The 17,260-nt window shown below is 61.5% G+C and carries 15 protein-coding genes and 1 tRNA gene; 10 read left to right on the top strand and 6 right to left on the bottom strand.

Features of this window, described 5'->3' with window-relative positions:
• Nucleotides 1-566 precede the first annotated feature (566 nt).
• From gltB to FF124_RS12725, 8 genes are all read left to right on the top strand, one after another.
• The gene (gene gltB, locus FF124_RS12760) at nt 567-5,243 is read left to right on the top strand and encodes a glutamate synthase large subunit (RefSeq protein ID WP_246072416.1); all 4,677 of its coding nucleotides are present in this window, start codon (nt 567-569) and stop codon (nt 5,241-5,243) included.
• A gap of 100 nt (nt 5,244-5,343) precedes the next feature.
• Entirely contained in the window at nt 5,344-5,568 is a 225-nt protein-coding gene (locus FF124_RS12755) for an antitoxin (protein WP_246072403.1), read from the top strand.
• A 3-nt stretch (nt 5,569-5,571) separates the two neighbouring features.
• A complete protein-coding gene (locus FF124_RS12750) occupies nt 5,572-5,973 on the top strand; it encodes a type II toxin-antitoxin system VapC family toxin (protein WP_138748870.1) in 402 nt (133 codons plus the stop codon).
• A gap of 69 nt (nt 5,974-6,042) precedes the next feature.
• Nucleotides 6,043-6,366 carry a heavy metal-binding domain-containing protein gene (locus FF124_RS12745; protein WP_138748869.1) on the top strand — a complete coding sequence of 108 codons (324 nt, stop codon included), beginning with the start codon at nt 6,043-6,045 and terminating at the stop codon, nt 6,364-6,366.
• Between the two features lie 13 nt (nt 6,367-6,379).
• The gene (locus FF124_RS12740; RefSeq protein WP_138748868.1) at nt 6,380-7,834 is read left to right on the top strand and encodes a glutamate synthase subunit beta; all 1,455 of its coding nucleotides are present in this window, start codon (nt 6,380-6,382) and stop codon (nt 7,832-7,834) included.
• A gap of 160 nt (nt 7,835-7,994) precedes the next feature.
• Nucleotides 7,995-8,882: a UTP--glucose-1-phosphate uridylyltransferase GalU gene (galU, locus tag FF124_RS12735; RefSeq protein ID WP_138748867.1), complete on the top strand. Its 888-nt coding sequence runs from the start codon at nt 7,995-7,997 to the stop codon at nt 8,880-8,882.
• Between the two features lie 83 nt (nt 8,883-8,965).
• A complete protein-coding gene (locus FF124_RS12730; protein ID WP_138748866.1) occupies nt 8,966-9,793 on the top strand; it encodes an alpha/beta hydrolase family protein in 828 nt (275 codons plus the stop codon).
• A 74-nt stretch (nt 9,794-9,867) separates the two neighbouring features.
• On the top strand, nt 9,868-10,863 hold the full coding sequence (locus FF124_RS12725; protein WP_138748865.1) for a KpsF/GutQ family sugar-phosphate isomerase: 996 nt from the start codon (nt 9,868-9,870) through the stop codon (nt 10,861-10,863).
• A gap of 6 nt (nt 10,864-10,869) precedes the next feature.
• On the opposite strand, the gene FF124_RS12720 is transcribed toward FF124_RS12725, so the two are convergent.
• From FF124_RS12720 to FF124_RS12695, 6 genes are all read right to left on the bottom strand, one after another.
• Nucleotides 10,870-11,334 carry an NfeD family protein gene (locus tag FF124_RS12720; RefSeq protein ID WP_425462533.1) on the bottom strand — a complete coding sequence of 155 codons (465 nt, stop codon included), beginning with the start codon at nt 11,332-11,334 and terminating at the stop codon, nt 10,870-10,872.
• A gap of 15 nt (nt 11,335-11,349) precedes the next feature.
• Nucleotides 11,350-12,345, bottom strand: coding sequence for an SPFH domain-containing protein (locus tag FF124_RS12715; RefSeq protein ID WP_138748863.1), 996 nt, complete (start codon nt 12,343-12,345; stop codon nt 11,350-11,352).
• A gap of 98 nt (nt 12,346-12,443) precedes the next feature.
• Nucleotides 12,444-13,481, bottom strand: coding sequence for a ferrochelatase (gene hemH, locus FF124_RS12710; protein WP_187326919.1), 1,038 nt, complete (start codon nt 13,479-13,481; stop codon nt 12,444-12,446).
• 176 nt (nt 13,482-13,657) lie between these two features.
• Entirely contained in the window at nt 13,658-15,271 is a 1,614-nt protein-coding gene (locus FF124_RS12705; RefSeq protein ID WP_138748862.1) for a bifunctional metallophosphatase/5'-nucleotidase, read from the bottom strand.
• 159 nt (nt 15,272-15,430) lie between these two features.
• Nucleotides 15,431-16,024: an outer membrane lipoprotein Omp10 gene (gene omp10, locus FF124_RS21035; RefSeq protein WP_246072401.1), complete on the bottom strand. Its 594-nt coding sequence runs from the start codon at nt 16,022-16,024 to the stop codon at nt 15,431-15,433.
• Between the two features lie 87 nt (nt 16,025-16,111).
• Nucleotides 16,112-16,612, bottom strand: coding sequence for a GFA family protein (locus tag FF124_RS12695; protein ID WP_138748861.1), 501 nt, complete (start codon nt 16,610-16,612; stop codon nt 16,112-16,114).
• Nucleotides 16,613-16,752: 140 nt separating this feature from the next.
• Here FF124_RS12695 and FF124_RS12690 point away from each other — a divergent pair, with 140 nt between their 5' ends.
• Entirely contained in the window at nt 16,753-17,055 is a 303-nt protein-coding gene (locus FF124_RS12690) for an Rdx family protein (RefSeq protein ID WP_138748860.1), read from the top strand.
• Between the two features lie 100 nt (nt 17,056-17,155).
• Nucleotides 17,156-17,242: transfer RNA gene (locus tag FF124_RS12685), tRNA-Leu, on the top strand.
• Nucleotides 17,243-17,260 lie beyond the last annotated feature (18 nt).

Genomic DNA, 17,260 nt, shown 5'->3' with positions numbered 1-17,260 from the left:
TCCCGGTTGCCCGGTTTCATGTGCTGTTTTCGCAGGAACTTGCGCCTCTCGGTTTCAGTGACGTGGAATCTGCCTATAAATTGCCGTTTTCTTTCAGGTCTTTCGAAAGGACGCGCAAAATAGTAACTTTCTTGCGTTTCTGATCCTCTTGGCGTAATTTTCTCTCGCCTTCGGGCGCGCGATTTCATTATTTGCTTGCGACTTTGCCTGGTTTCTGGCATGAACTGCAGATAGGACAGTTATGCTGTCCTATTTTTATGTCCGGCTGTGTCGTGTGCCGATCGCAAGGGGCTGACGTGTTCGCGCTTTTTGGTCTATAATGACCGGACAAGCGGAAGGCCGCGCTCCGGCTCGCTCACGACAAGAGCCATCGGCTGGAGCGCCCGTTGATTTGGTCGTCCCGGTTTTAAATGAGAGAGAGGTTCGCAGGCAGCAGGGTGCATCAGCGCCTTCACGCATTTGCCTGCACCCATGATCCGGTTTCGCCTGCAGTCCGGCAGGTTTTAAGGAGATCTTGTATGACGAAGATGACGCCATCCGCGCTCAGTGGTGCCCCGCTCACGCAAATGACCGTGACGCCTGCCGCCAATAAAGCTGCCGACGGTCGTCGCAACAAACGTCAGGGGCTCTATGATCCGAGGAATGAGCACGACGCCTGCGGCGTCGGCTTCATCGCCCATATGAAGGGCGAGAAGTCGCATCAGATCGTCAAGGACGGCTTGTTCATTCTCGAAAACCTCACCCATCGCGGCGCCGTCGGCGCCGACCCGCTGATGGGCGACGGCGCCGGCATGCTGATGCAGATCCCGGATCGCTTCTTCCGTGAGGAAATGGCCAAGGAAGGCATCGTGCTGCCGAAGGTCGGCGAATATGCCGTCGGCTATTTCTTCATGCCGCGCGATCCGGAACGCATCGCACACTACAAGGACATCATCCAGAAGGTGATCGCCGACGAGGGCCAGCGTTTCCTCGGCTTCCGCGAAGTGCCGGTCGACAATTCCTCGCTGTCGAAGGCGGAGGATATCGCCGCGACCGAGCCCTATCACCTGCAGGTCTTCATCGGCGCCGGCGCGCGCGCCGATACGCAGCAGGATTTCGAACGCCGTCTGTTCATCCTGCGCAAGGTGATCTCGAACACGATCTTTTCCGAATCGGAAGGTGCTGCGGAAGATTTCTACATCGTCTCGATGTCGTCCTCGACCATCGTCTACAAGGGCATGTTCCTCGCCTATCAGGTCGGCGCCTATTACAAGGACCTCTCCGACCCGCGCTTCGAATCCGCCGTTGCCCTCGTGCACCAGCGCTTTTCGACCAACACCTTCCCGTCCTGGAAGCTGTCGCATCCCTATCGCATGGTCGCCCATAACGGCGAGATCAACACGCTCAGGGGCAATGTGAACTGGATGGCCGCCCGTCAGGCCTCCGTGTCCTCGCCGCTCTTCGGTGATGATATCTCCAAGCTCTGGCCGATCTCCTATGAGGGCCAGTCCGATACGGCCTGTTTCGACAATGCGCTCGAATTCCTGGTGCAGGGCGGCTATTCCATGGCCCATGCCGTGATGATGCTGATCCCGGAAGCCTGGGCCGGCAACATGTCGATGGGCCCGCAGACGAGAGCGTTCTACGAATATCACGCAGCCCTGATGGAGCCGTGGGACGGCCCGGCCGCCGTTGCCTTTACCGACGGCCGCCAGATCGGCGCCACGCTTGACCGTAACGGACTGCGTCCGGCGCGCTACCTGATCACCAAGGATGACCGGATCATCATGGCGTCTGAAGCCGGCGTCCTGCCGGTCGAAGAAGAAAACATCGTGGCCAAGTGGCGTCTGCAGCCCGGTCGCATGCTTCTGATCGACATGGAAAAGGGCCGGATCATCTCCGACGACGAGATCAAGTCCGAACTGGCCGGCATGCATCCCTATCAGGACTGGCTCGACCGCACCCAGCTCATCCTCGAAGAACTGAAGCCGGTTGAACCGCGCGCGCTCAGACGCGACGTGTCGCTGCTCGACCGCCAGCAGGCCTTCGGCTACACGCAGGAAGACACGAAGATCCTGATGTCGCCCATGGCAACGACCGGCCAGGAAGCCATCGGCTCGATGGGCACCGATACGCCGATTTCGGCGATGTCGGACAAGTCGAAGCTGCTCTATACCTATTTCAAGCAGAACTTCGCCCAGGTCACCAACCCGCCGATCGACCCGATCCGCGAGGAACTGGTGATGAGCCTCGTCTCCTTCATCGGCCCGCGTCCGAACATTCTCGACCATGAGGGCGCCTCGCGCGAGAAGCGCCTGGAAGTGCGCCAGCCGATCCTGACCAATGGCGACCTGGAAAAGATCCGTTCTATCGGCCATACCGAAGACCGGTTCGACACCAAGACGCTTGACATCACCTATGGCGCAGAGCAGGGCGAAGCCGGCATGCCGGAGATGATCGACCGGCTGTGCGAGCGCGCTGAAGCCGCCGTCAAGGGCGGCTACAACATCATCGTGCTCTCCGACCGCCAGATCGGCCCGGATCGGATCGCGATCCCCGCGCTTCTGGCAACGGCTGCCGTTCACCATCACCTGATCCGCAAGGGGCTCAGGACCTCGGTCGGCCTCGTGGTCGAATCGGGCGAGCCGCGCGAAGTGCATCACTTCTGCTGTCTCGCCGGCTATGGCGCGGAAGCCATCAACCCCTATCTCGCCTTCGACACGCTTGCCGACATGCATGCCAAGGGAATGTTCCCCGAGGAGGTCGACGCCGGCGAGGTGATCTATCGCTATATCAAGGCGATCGGAAAGGGCATGCTGAAGGTTATGTCCAAGATGGGCATTTCGACCTACCAGTCCTATTGCGGCGCGCAGATCTTCGACGCCATCGGCCTGTCGTCGGAATTCGTCGAACGCTTCTTCTTCGGTACGGCCTCGATGATAGAGGGTGTTGGCCTCACGGAAGTCGCCGAAGAGACCGTCGCACGCCACCGCGCCGCTTTCGGCAAGGATCCGGTGCTGGCCTCCACGCTCGACATCGGCGGCGAATATGCCTACCGCATGCGCGGCGAGGCCCATGCCTGGACGCCGGATGCCGTCGCCGAGCTTCAGCACGCCGTGCGCGGCAATGCGCGAGACCGCTACGACGCCTTCGCCAAGATGGAAAACGCGACGACGCTTCGGATGAACACCATTCGCGGGCTGTTCCGGATCAAGAATGCCGAGGAGATCGGCCGCAAGCCGGTGCCGCTCGAAGAGGTCGAACCGGCGACCGAAATCGTCAAGCGGTTCTCCACCGGCGCCATGTCCTTCGGCTCGATCTCGCGCGAGGCGCACACCACGCTTGCGATCGCCATGAACCAGATCGGCGGCAAGTCGAACACGGGCGAGGGCGGTGAAGAGAGCGACCGCTATCTGAAGCTGCCCGACGGCTCCTATCCGAAGGAGCGCTCCGCGATCAAGCAGATTGCGTCGGGCCGTTTCGGTGTGACGACCGAATATCTGGTCAATGCGGATCTGCTGCAGATCAAGGTGGCCCAGGGCGCCAAGCCCGGCGAAGGCGGCCAGCTTCCCGGCCACAAGGTCGATGCGACGATCGCCAAGACCCGTCATTCGACGCCGGGCGTGGGCCTGATCTCGCCGCCGCCGCACCATGACATCTATTCGATCGAGGATCTGGCGCAGCTGATCTACGACCTGAAGAACGTCAACCCGACGGCCGATGTCTCGGTCAAGCTGGTCTCCGAAGTGGGCGTTGGCACGGTTGCCGCCGGCGTCGCCAAGGCGCGCGCCGACCACATCACCATTTCCGGTTTCGACGGCGGCACCGGTGCTTCGCCGCTGACCTCGCTGAAGCATGCCGGCAGCCCGTGGGAGATCGGCCTTGCCGAAACCCAGCAGACGCTGGTGCTGAACGGGCTCCGTTCGCGCATCGCGCTGCAGGTCGACGGCGGGTTGAAGACGGGCCGCGACGTGCTGATCGGCGCCATGCTCGGCGCCGATGAGTTCGGCTTTTCCACCGCGCCGCTGATCGCGGCCGGCTGCATCATGATGCGCAAGTGCCACCTGAATACCTGCCCGGTCGGCGTCGCCACCCAGGACCCGGTCCTGAGGAAGCGCTTCAAGGGGCTGCCGGAACATGTGGTCAACTACTTCTTCTTCGTTGCCGAGGAACTGCGCGAGATGCTGGCGGCCCTCGGCTTCACAAGCCTCAACGACGTCATCGGTTCGGTCGAACTGCTCGACAAGGACGAGGCGATCGCACACTGGAAGTCGAAGGGGCTCGATTTCTCGAAGATCTTCCACAAGGTGGCAGCACCCAAGGAAGCAACCTTCTGGACCGAACGTCAGAAGCATCCGATCGACGATATTCTTGACCGCAAGCTGATCGAAAAGGCCATGCCGGCGCTCGAGAACAAGGAAAAGGTCGCCTTCGACGTCGAGATCAAGAATGTCGACCGCTCCGCCGGCGCCATGCTCTCGGGCGAGGTCGCCAAGCGCTGGAACGAAAAGGGTCTGAAGGAGGACACGATCTCCGTGACGCTCACCGGCACGGCCGGACAGTCCTTCGGCGCGTTCCTGGCAAGCGGCGTGACCTTTGACCTGATCGGTGACGGCAACGACTATGTCGGCAAGGGGCTTTCGGGCGGCAAGATCATCATCCGTCCGCCGGAGAACTCGCCGATCGTGCCGGAGGAATCGATCATCGTCGGCAATACGGTGCTTTACGGCGCAACATCCGGCGAGTGTTACTTCCGCGGCGTTGCCGGGGAACGCTTCGCCGTTAGAAACTCCGGCGCGATTGCCGTTGTCGAGGGCGTTGGCGACCATGGCTGCGAATACATGACCGGCGGTCTTGTCGTCGTGCTCGGCCCGACGGGCCGCAACTTCGCGGCCGGCATGTCGGGCGGCGTGGCCTATGTTCTCGACGAGGATGGCGGCTTTGCCGATCGCTGCAACATGGCCATGGTCATGCTGGAGCCGGTGCCGGAAGAAGACGACATGCTGGAGAAGCTGCATCACCATGGCGGCGATCTCATGCACAAGGGCCGCGTCGACGTTTCCGGCGACATGACCCGCCATGACGAGGAGCGTCTGGTGCGTCTCATCACCAACCATCTGCTCTGCACGGGTTCCACCCGCGCCAAAGCGATCCTGGATGACTGGGCCCATTACCGGCCGATGTTCCGCAAGGTCATGCCGGTCGAATACCGTCGTGCGCTGGAAGAGATGGAGCGCATGCGCATGGGTGTCGCGGCGGAGTGATTGTTGCCACGAAATGCGTGTGATATGACACTGTCATATCACACGCATGGAGGTTGGGATGTCGGACCGAACTATCAAGGAAAAGAGATCCCGCATTTTCATGAATGGCCGCAGCCGCGCCGTCCGGATCCCGAGCGATTTCGAACTGGAGGGCGACGAGGTCATCATCAGACAGGAGCACAACGGGCTGATCACGATCGAACCGGTGGAAAAGAAGATGACGCCGCGGGAGGTTATCGCGTGGCTTCGCGCGCAGCCGCCACTTCCTGAAGAGGAATGGTTGCCGGAGATCGAAGACCTGCCGCCGCGGGACGTTGATCTTTAGAAAATGAGGTATCTGCTGGATACAAACGCGATATCGCATGCGCTGAAATTCCCGGACGGACCCGTTGGCCGGAGATTGTTCGAGGAAGATGCCGACGCGCTGTGTACCAGTATCGTCGTGGTGGCCGAGCTTCGGTTCGGATATATGAGAAGGGGCTCTAAGCGGCTCAAAAGGGATGTCGAGACGCTGGTTGGCAGTCTGGATGTCCGGCCATGGGAAAGCCCGGCAGAGTGGAAATATGCCGAACTGCGGCTGGCGCTGGAAAGGGCCGGCACGGCGATCGGTCAGATGGACATGCTGATTGCCGCCCACGCGCTGGCGCTCGACGCGGTGGTGGTGACGGCGAACGAGAGAGAATTTGCGCGGGTTCCCGGCCTGAAGGTCGAGAACTGGGAAACGGCCTGAAGGGCAAATGAACCACTTCAACAGGCTCCGGCGGTCAAGGACGCGGGTCATAAGAGTGAGGGATCGGACATGCTGATGACGACAACGCCGGCGGTCGAGGGCCGCAAGATTGTCGAATACAAGGGCGTGGTGACGGGAGAGGCGATCATCGGGGCCAATATCTTCCGGGATATCCGTGCGAGCTTTCGCGATATCGTCGGCGGGCGGTCGTCGGCCTACGAGGAATCGCTCGCGGAGGCCCGCGAGACGGCTTTTGCCGAGGCCGAGAAGATGGCCCAAGGCCTCGGCGCCAATGCGATTGTCGGGATTGACCTCGACTATGAAAACATCACTTCCGGCAGCGGAACCATGCTGATGGTATCGGTCTCCGGCACCGCTGTCGTCATCGAGTAATTCAGGGAAAGTCATGGGTAAAGTTACAGGTTTCATGGAAATCGACCGGCAGGTTGCGAAGTATCAGCCGGCCTCCGACCGCATTCGCCATTTCCGCGAATTCACCATCCCGATGTCGGACCCGGAAGTGCAGAAACAGGCGGCACGCTGCATGGATTGCGGCATTCCCTATTGCCATGGTCCGACAGGCTGTCCGATCCACAACCAGATCCCGGACTGGAACGATCTGGTCTATAGCGGCAACTGGAAAGAGGCGATTGCCAACCTGCATTCGACCAACAATTTTCCGGAGTTCACCGGTCGCGTGTGCCCGGCGCCTTGCGAGGAGGCCTGCACGCTGAACCTCGAGGACATCCCGGTCTCGATCAAGACGATCGAACAGGCGATCGCCGACAAGGCCTATGAACTGGGCTACATCGTGCCGCGTCCGGCAACGACCAAGACCGGCAAGAAGGTTGCCGTGATCGGTTCTGGACCCGCCGGCATGTCGGCTGCCCAGCAGCTCGGCCGGGCTGGCCATGATGTTGTGGTGTTCGAGCGCGAGACGAAGCCCGGCGGCCTGCTGCGTTACGGTATTCCCGACTTCAAGATGGAGAAGAACTTCATCGATCGCCGTGTTGAACAGATGCGCGGGGAGGGGGTCGAATTCCGCTGCGGCGTCAATGTCGGTGTCGATGTGAAGGTCGACGATCTGCTCGCCGAATATGACGCCGTGCTTTACTGCGGCGGCTCCGAAACGCCGCGCGCTTCCGGCATTGGCGGCGGCGATCTGCACGGCGTTTACGATGCCATGCCCTTCCTGGTGCAGCAGAACAAGCGCGTCGGACGCGAGAACATCGACAGCACCGGATGGCCGTCCGAGCCTATCCTCGCCGGCGGCAAGCATGTCGTCGTTGTCGGCGGCGGCGACACCGCGTCTGACTGCGTGGGCACGGCCTTCCGTCAGGGCGCTGTCAAGGTGACCCAGCTCGATATCCGCCCGCAGCCGCCGGAAAAGGAAGACAAGCTTGCCGTCTGGCCGTTCTGGGCCACCAAGATGCGCACCTCCTCCTCCCAGGCCGAGGGCGCGGTGCGCGAATTCCAGGTGGCGACGCTGGAATTCGTTGGAGAGGACGGGATCCTCACCGGCGTGAAATGCTGCCATGTGGACGAGAAGCGTCAGCCGATCGCCGGCACGGAGTTTGTCATCAAGGCTGACCTCGCCTTTATCGCGATCGGCTTCCGCGGTCCATTGAAGACCGGCGTGCTTGCCGAGCTTGAAGGCCGGCTCACGCTCAACACCGACCGTCGCGGTTCGGTGAATGTCGTCGCCAATGACGATGACTACAAGACGTCGGTGGACAGGTTCTGGACCGCAGGCGACGTCCGGCGCGGCCAGTCGCTCGTGGTCTGGGCGATCCGCGAAGGTCGCCAGGCGGCCCGTTCGATCGACCTTGCCCTGATGGGCGAGACCCTGCTGCCGCGCTGAAAACGCTGAACAAATGGCGGGCTGCGGCGCGACGTCGCGGCCCCCGCCGGAAAATGCGGCATGGGGGCGGTTGTCGGATTGCCCTCTCTATTGCATCTTGTTAGACCTATTCCATACTTGAGTGAAACTTTGTTTATTTTAGTCATCAGAGGAGAGGGTCTTGGTTCAGCATAAGAAGGTTCGCAAGGCGGTTCTGCCGGTTGCAGGTCTGGGAACGCGGTTCCTGCCCGCCACAAAGGTTGTGCCGAAAGAGATGCTTCCGGTCGTCGACAAGCCGATTGTCCAGTATGTCGTCGATGAGGCGATCGAGGCGGGGATCGATCATTTCGTCTTCATCACCGGCCGCAACAAGCACGTCATCGAAGATTATTTCGATATCCAGTACGAGCTCGAAAGCACGCTGAAGGCCCGAAACAAGAACGCCGAACTGAGCCTGCTTGCAGACATGCTGCCGGCTGCCGGCACGGCGACCTTCACACGTCAGCAGGAACCGCACGGGCTTGGCCATGCCGTGTGGTGCGCCCGCGAGATTGTCGGGCCAGAACCATTTGCGCTGATCCTGCCCGACATGGTGATGGAAGCCGAAAAGCCCTGCCTGAAGGGCATGATGGAAGTCTATGATGTCGCCGGCGGCAATGTCGTCTCCGTCGAGGAATGCGATCCCGAGCTTGCGCACAAATACGGTATCGTTGGCGTCGGCGAGGCTGTTGGCAATGGCTTCAAGATCACCGAGATGATCGAGAAGCCGGAGAAGGGGACGGCGCCCTCCAACTACTTCATCAACGGCCGTTACATCCTGCAGCCGGAGATCTTTCCGATTCTGGAAACCCTTGAGCGCGGCGCCGGCAACGAGATCCAACTGACCGACGGCATGCTGAAACTGGCGCAGCAGCAGGATTTCTACGGCTACAAGTTTGACGGCCAGACCTTCGACTGCGGCTCCAAGGAAGGCTTCATCATCGCCAATGTGGCGCTGGCGCTGAAGCGCGACGACATCCGCCCGAAGGTCGAGGACGAGCTCAAGGCGCTGATCGCCGCGCTGAAATAGCCGGAAAGGGCGCTGCGACGCCTTGCGAGTTATACCGGGCGGCGCGCTTGAGCGTCGCCCTTTTTGGTGCCGAAAGTATGAACATGTCATCACCAAACTTAACCGAACCGGTCATCATTGCGCTTGGCGAAGGCCCTGAAAACCGGCTCGAGGGCGAGCGGCCTGACCGGCAATTCACCACGGTTCACCGCCCGGAGCTTCACGTCTGGCGCGCGAAGGCAGCCCGCGCGCGCGTGCTGCTCTATGCCGGGGGCGGATATACTAAGATCGTCTATGACAAGGAGGGGCCGGAGGTGGCCGCCTGGCTGAACGGGCTCGGGATCGAGGTCAATCTCCTCATTCACCGGCTGCCGGGCGCTGATGACGGCAAGGGCGGGCGCTATCGGAAGGACATTGCGCTTGAAGACGGATTGCTGGCGCTCGATTACCTTGCCGGTGCGCAAAGCAACTTGCCGCTCTTCCATTTCGGCCTGTCCTCCGGCGGGCATCTGGCTGGCGTCATGGCCTGCCAGCCGCACCGGTTGAAAGCGGCTGGCGCCTTGATCTGCTATGCGCCGATCAACGCCAACCACCGCGCCCACAAGTTCCCGCACGGCAAGCCGGATTATCCGCCGGTCGAAAAGCAGGATTTCTATGACGACTGGCCGATCGGGCTTGCCGAGCACCCCCGTGGCCTGCCAAAGATTCCGGTGTTTCTCGCCTATGCGGCGCATGACCGCTCCGTGCCGCTGCGGCATGCTCTCAATTTTGCAGAAACGGCCTCCGCTCTGGAGCTCGACGTTGACCTGCATGTCTTTGCCGATGCGCCGCATGGCTTCGCCCTGCGGTCGCTCGACGGCACGCAAGGCGCCTGGCCCGGTCTGGCGCACGACTGGATGCGGCGAAAGGCCGGCCTGCCGGAGGCCGGATGACGGGCGCTGCGTGCTGCCAGCTCCAAGGCGATTGTTCTATTGATTGCGAAACCCAAAGGCGCTAACAGCGGTGCATGGACGAGACGACTGACAAGACCGACGCAGGTGATGCGACCCTTTCCGCCTTGAGAACGCTGGCGTTCGAGAAGAAGGGGCTCGACGCGCTTGCCGAGGCGCTTGAAAACGGGCTGGGCGAGCCCTTTGAAAAGGCCGTCGCCTTGCTCAGGCAAACGCAAGGCCATGTGATCGTCTCGGGCGTCGGCAAGAGCGGCCATGTCGGCACCAAGATCGCCGCCACCTTCGCCTCAACCGGAACGCCGGCCTTCTTCGTGCACCCGGCCGAGGCCAATCACGGCGACATGGGGATGATCGCCCAGAAGGACGCGGTCGTCGCGCTGTCCTGGAGCGGGGAAAGCAGCGAACTGACGGCGCTTGTCGCCTATACCCGTCGCTTCGCCATCCCGCTGATCGCCATCACGGCCGGGAAGCAATCCTCTCTGGCGCTTGCCGCTGATGTCGTACTCTCTCTGCCGAAGGCGGAAGAGGCCTGTCCGCTGGGACTTGCGCCGACGACCTCGACGACCATGCAGTTGGCAATCGGCGATGCGCTGGCGATTGCCCTTCTCGAGGTGCGTGGCTTCTCCGCCGTTGATTTCAAGGTCTATCACCCGGGCGGCAAGCTCGGGGCGCTGCTTTCGCATGTGGCCGACATCATGCATGTGGGCGAGGAAATCCCGCTGGTGCGCACAGGCACGCCGCTGCCGGAAGCGATCATGGAGCTTTCCAAGCGCCGTTTCGGCTGCGTCGGCGTCATCGATGATGACGGGCGTCTGGCCGGCATCGTCACTGATGGCGACCTGGCGCGCAATCTTTCCCGCGACATGAGCGCGCTCGCCGTCGATGACGTGATGACGGCCGGGCCGAAAACGGTTCGGCAAACGATGATGGTCTCGGGCGCGCTGGCGCTGATCCACAAGCACAATATCTCGGCGCTGATGGTGGTCGACGAAGACAACCATCCGGTCGGCATCGTTCATTTCCACGATTTTCTCAGGATCGGCGCGGCTTAACGCGCCTCACGGGGCTTCGACCGGCGCGACCGTCAGCCTGCGACCGTCGCCGGAGACGATGCGCACATGGGCGCCTTCCGGCAGGTCCGGCCCTTCCACGACCCAGAGCGTATCATCGAGCTTGATGCGTCCGCGTCCGTCGGTAATGGCGTCGATGACGATGGCCGTGCGGCCGACAAGGCTTGCCGCGCGCTGGTTGAGCAGCGGCTCGTCCGAGGTCGTCTCCCGGTTCTTCAGAATTTTTCGCCCCACGAGAATGGCGATGACGGAAAGGACGGCAAACAGCAGCACCTGCAATTGCCAGCCCCAGAACCCGAAGGGCCAGAAGGCGAGAGAGAGCGCGCCGAGGATGATGGCTGCGATGCCGACCCACATCAGAAAAACGCCGGGCAGGATCAGCTCCGCGACCAGCAACAGAAGGCCGGCGATGAACCAGCCCCAGGGGCCTGCAGCGGTGAAGAAGTCAAGCATCGGCTCCATCGTCGGTCAGCTTTCCGAGTTGCCGGATCGCACCGAAGGCGTCGAGCGCCGCGCCGTCGGCTCGTTCGATCCGTCGCCATCCGCGCCGAAGACCTCCTTGGCAATCGCGCCGATACCGCCGAGAGAACCGATCAGCGATGATGCCTCCATCGGCATCAGCACGATCTTGGCGTTCTTCGCCGTGCCGATCGAGGCCATGGCTTCGGTGTATTTCTGCGCGACGAAGTAGTTGATCGCGGCAATATCGCCTTCGGCGATTGCCAGAGACACTGAGCGGGTCGCATTCGCCTCGGCTTCCGCCAGTCGCTCGCGCGCTTCCGCCTCGCGGAAGGCGGCTTCCCGCTCGCCCTCGGCTTCCAGAATGGCGGACTGTTTTGAGCCTTCCGAGCGCAGGATCTGCGCCGTCTTGCTGCCCTCGGCTTCAAGGATCTGGGCGCGTTTCTCGCGCTCGGCCTTCATCTGCCGGCCCATGGCCTCCACGAGGTCGGTCGGCGGGCGAATGTCCTTGATTTCGATACGGGTGACCTTCACGCCCCAGGGTTCGACGGCGAGGTCGACGACGCGCAAAAGCCGCTCATTGATCGAATCGCGGTTGGAGAGCAGTTCGTCGAGGTCCATCGATCCCATGACCGAGCGGATATTGGTCATGGTCAGGTTGAGGATCGCCATTTCCAGATTGGCGACCTGGTAGGCCGCGCTTGCCGGATTGAGGATCTGGTAGAAGGCGACCGCGTCTGCCTCGACGCTGGCATTGTCGCGGGTGATCACCTCCTGTTCGGGCACATCGAGCACCTGCTCCATGATGTTGATGCGCTTGCCGATGCGATCGATGAAGGGGATGATCAGGTTGAGACCGGGTGTCAGCGTGCGGGTATAGCGGCCGAAGCGCTCCACCGTGTAGCCATAGCCCTGCGGCACGGTCTTGATGCCGGCAAAGAGCGTCAGAAGGATCAGGATCGCCAGAATGATGATCGTGACGGAAAATCCGGTCAGTGCAGCCATGTCATTTCCTCCCGTGCACCGGCCGAAGGTGGTGGTGCCTTGTTGTTCTTATCATAGGGAAACACGCTTTGCGTGTCTTTTTCATCTCTGCGCCCGGTCTATTCCAGCCAGCCGCGAAGCTCGCGCTTCACCACATGTTCGATCACCCGCATGCCGAGGGGCGTATCGTTGAGACAGGGAATATGCGTGAATTTCTCGCCGCCATGCTCGAGAAAGCTTTCGCGCGCCTGCTCGCCGATCTCTTCCAGCGTTTCCAGACAGTCGGAGACGAAGCCGGGATTGATCACGGCGATCCGCTTCACGCCCTTTTTCGGCAGGCCTTCGACCGTCTTGTCCGTATAGGGTTGCAGCCATTCCTCCGGCCCGAAGCGGGACTGGAAGGTGATCATCAGCCTGTCCTTCGAGAGGCCGAGCCTTTCGCGCAGGAGCCGCGCCGTCTTCTGGCACTGGCAGTGATAGGGGTCGCCCTTCTTGAAATAGGATTGCGGAATGCCGTGGAAGGAGGCGATGATAATCTCCGGTTCCCAGTCGAGCGTTTCCAGATGGTCGGTCACCGACTGCGCCAGCGCGTCGATATAGACCGGATCGTCGTGATAGGGGGGCACGGTGCGCAATGCCGGCTGCCAGCGCATGTCGAGCAATGTCTGGAACGCCTTGTCGTTGACCGTGGCCGTGGTCGAGGCGGCATATTGCGGGTAGAGCGGAAAGAGGAGAATGCGTTCGCAGCCCGCCGCCTTCAGCGCCTCGATGCGGGCGGGGATCGAGGGCTGGCCGTAGCGCATCGCCCAGTCGATCACCAGGTTCTCGGTGCCTGCGTACTGTCCCGCGAGCTTTTCCGCCTGGCTCCTTGTGTAGGTGCGCAGAAAGCTCTCATTCTGTTCCTTGTTCCAGATCAGCTCATAGGCCTCGCCCACCTTCGCCGGGCGACGATTGAGAACGATGCCGTAAAGGATCGGATACCAGAGCGCCTTCGGCCATTCGATCACCCGCTTGTCGGTCAGGAACTCTTCCAGATAGCGGCGCATCGACTTCTTGTCGGTGCCGTCCGGCGTTCCGAGATTGACCAGCAGGACGCCGACCTTGCCGAAGGCGACGCTTGGGTGGTTGTCCGGCCAGGCGGCATGCATTTCAGACATTGATCTTTCCCGGTTCCGTTTCATGGGGTCCGATTTCTTCGAGATGGCGCCGGACCTTTCGCCCTATATAGATACGAAGCCCATGCCCCGCCAGACCACGAGATTGCTGCATCGCTTCGCGAAAAAGCAAACGGCCCGACAATGCCGGGCCGCCTGGGCGCTTTCAGATTGAAGCCTTATTTGGCGACATTGGTGATGCGGCCATCCACATAGGGCGTATAAGGGCTGTTCTCGCCGAGATATTCGGCAACGGCCTCTTCCAGGTTCGGGCCGAAGTCATAGGCGTTCATGCCCTTTTCGGCGAAGACCGCATAGCCGTCGCCGCCGCCGCGCATATAGTTGTTGGTGACGACGCCGTAGACCGTGTCGGGATCGATGGGGGCGAACTCATCCTCGCCGGTTTCGACCTCAACGGATACCACGCGGCTCCCCGGCTCCTTGCTGGCGTCATAGGTGTATTTGAGCCCGGAGACCTGCGGGTAGCGCCCGGCGCCCTCCTCGATTTTGGAGAGGCCGTTCTCCAGCGCGGCAACAATGTCGGAGCCCTTGAGCTGGAAGGTGGCGATCGTGTTCTGGAAGGGAAGCACGGTCAGCACTTCGCCCATGGTGACGACGCCTTCATCGATCGAGGCGCGCACGCCGCCGCCGTTCTGGATGGCGATGGTAATGCCCTGGTCGGCAACCCGCTCCAGCATGGCATCGGCGACGAGATTGCCCATCGGGCATTCCTCGGCGCGGCAGACGTTGCGGTCGCCGATGATGACAGCTGTCGATTCGCCGACTTCCTGCTGCTTGAGTTCCTCAAGCGGGGCATCGAGTTCCTGAACGCGCGCGGCAAAGGCCTCGTCGGGCGTAACCGATGCGTCGAGCAGGATGGGGGCGCCGGAGACATCCGTTACCTTGCCGTCATCGTCGAAGGTGACGGCGAGGTCGCCGAGATATTTGGAATAGGCATAGGCGGTGACGACCGGAACCTCTTCGCCGGACGGGTTGGCGACCATCGTCGGGTAGGGGCCTGCGGCATCTTCATCCGTGCTGGAAAGGAGCGTGTGGCTGTGGCCGCCGACGATCACGTCAATGCCGTCAACCGCTGCTGCAATCTCCTGGTCGCGCTTGTAGCCGACATGGGAGAGCAGGATGATCTTGTTGACGCCCTCAGCCTCGATTTCCGGGACGGCCTTCTTCAGATATTCGATTTCGTCCTCGAACGAGATCTTTGCGCCGGGCGAGGATGTTTCGCCGGTATCCGTGGCGAGAACCGAGACCACCGCAACTTTCTCGCCGTTGAAATCAAAAACCGTATAGTCATCGAACTTGCCGGCGACGATGCTGTCGTCCGCAGCGATCGTATTCCCCGAAAGAATCGGAAACTCGATGGCGTTGATGAAGTTCAGCAGTTCCTCCGGACCGTCATCGAATTCGTGATTGCCGATGGCCATGGCATCAAAGCCGATGCCGTTCATGAATTCGGCGATCGGGGCGCCCTTGTATTCGGTGTAGAACAGCGAGCCCTGGAACTGGTCGCCGGCATCAAGCACCAGAAGGTTTTCGCCCTCGAGCTCTGCCCGTTTTCCGTCGATCGCTGCCTTGACCCGCGCAATACCGCCGAAGCATTCGCCAGCATCGGCTTCTTCGGTCGAGCAAGTCGAATCATATTTGTTGATCGCCTCGATGCGCGAATGCAGGTCGTTGATATGGAGGATGTTCAACTGAAAATCGGCAAACGCGCTGCCGGCCGAAAGCGACAGCACGGAAGCCGCGAGCAGGGCGGCTTTGGAAAGGGAATGCATGGCAGACTCCTGGTTCGAAGAAAGGGCGCGGCGCTTGGGCCCCGGTGCCGAGTATAGCCATGGAATGTGACGATGATTTTAGGCATGCCGTCAAGTCCGGATTTGACGGATGCGAGGGTTTTGGCGGCGCCTTATGGGTTGAAGGCGCCGTTCTCTCCGTCAGTAGTCGGAACTGCTCTGTAGGCCCGAGAAATTGACGCCGGGGCTCGTCGCCGCGGGATAGGCCGGGGAATAGGTCTGGCTGCGCATCTGCGGCTGGGTGGCGCCCATCTGCTGGGACGGCATGGTTGACCCGGGCGAAATGGGCTGTCCGCTCGCATTCGCCGTCATGGCGGCGGCATCATCGAGCGTGAACCCGACCGGCGCGGCCGCCGGCTTGTAGAGCGAGAAACGAGCGCCCTGGCTCGGCGTGCAGTTCAACAGATAGGGCGCAGCGATGGCGCAGTTGACGCGCGAACGGGTCTGGCGCAGCACCGAAGTCACGTCGATCTCGACCACATTGCCGTTGACGATATAGCTGCCGACGGCAAGCACCTGGTTGGAATCCGTCGTGCGCGTCTCGAACCGGCCGGCGGAGAAGCTGGAGATAATCCCGTCCTTGTCCAGCCACTGGCCGTCGACGGCCGTGCGCGGGGCCTGCGGCTGGGAGGGCGCGGGCAGGCTGCGCGGCTGTTCATAGGTGGTGCAGCCCGCCAGAAGCAGGGCGCAGGCGGTAAAGGTCGTGGCGAGGAACGGTTTCACATTGATACTCATCTGCGGTCCTGTCTTTGCGCTAGAAAGGCCTATTTTGCCTGAAAAAGCAACCTTCGAGCAGGCTTTTGGTTCCCGCTGCCGCGCAAATCAGACCGGATTGTCTCGCTTTCTCTCGGCAAGCGCCCGTGCTTTTTCACGCCGCGCAATGCTTGCGGCCGGCCATACGCTCTTCAGGTCGTAATAACGTTCGAATGTCGGCGCGCCGTCCGGCAGCGGCAGCCAGGGCAGTTTCGAAACCGTGTAGATATGAACATCGGGCACGAAGCTTTCCGGCGCATCGAGCGTGGCGATGCGCACGAACAGCATCCAGCCGCGCCTGCCGTAATCGCTCCACAAGGCCGAGCCGCAGTCCGCGCAGAAATAGACGTCATGCGGATAACCGCTATCGGTCGGCTGCGTCCGGCGTGCGGGCTCGCCCTTTGTCAGCCTGATCCGGTCCGCCTCGGTCAACCCGTTGATGACGAAGGGACCGCCCGATTGCCGCTGGCAGTCCCTGCAATGGCAGGCGTGGATGAAAATCGGCCGTCCGCGCATGGCAAAGCGCACCGCGCCGCAGAAACAACCGCCCTCAAAGACCTCTTCCGTCATGACAGGCTCCCCCCTTCCCTTTCGCCCAGATTATCACGGAACCATCGCTGCCAGAATAATTGCCGCATGCCGCTCTTGCCTTGCGTTCGGTCATGCGCCTATGCAACGCGGAAGCGATATTGCGGAAGAGAGGAACGCCGATGAGCGAAAAACCGGTGGTGACCATAGAATATTGCAGCATGTGCAACTGGCTGATGCGCTCGGCCTGGATGGCGCAGGAGCTGCTCTCGACCTTTTCGCTCGAACTCGGCGCCGTGACGCTGAAGCCCGGAACCGGCGGTATATTCGAAATTCGGGTTGACGACGCGCTCGTCTGGGAGCGCAAGCGCGACGGCGGCTTTCCCGGTCCGAAGGAATTGAAGCAACTGGTCCGCGATATCGTCGACCCCGAACGCGATCTTGGCCATGCCGACCGCACGGACGCGCAGAGGGCCGGAGACTGAGGCCTGCGCGCCCGGCAGGCGGGGCGGTCGAATTTTTTGTCGTCAAAACGTCAAATACCCGTTGACGAAACCCGCCGGGTCTCTTAAACGAGCGGTCGTTGCCCAGATGGCGGAATTGGTAGACGCGCCAGCTTCAGGTGCTGGTACTCGCAAGGGTGTGGAGGTTCGAGTCCTCTTCTGGGCACCAATTCACTTTTTCATTTCC

This window comes from Martelella lutilitoris (genome assembly GCF_005924265.1).
Lineage (GTDB): Bacteria > Pseudomonadota > Alphaproteobacteria > Rhizobiales > Rhizobiaceae > Martelella > Martelella lutilitoris.
This window is presented reverse-complemented; position numbering and strand designations above follow the sequence as displayed.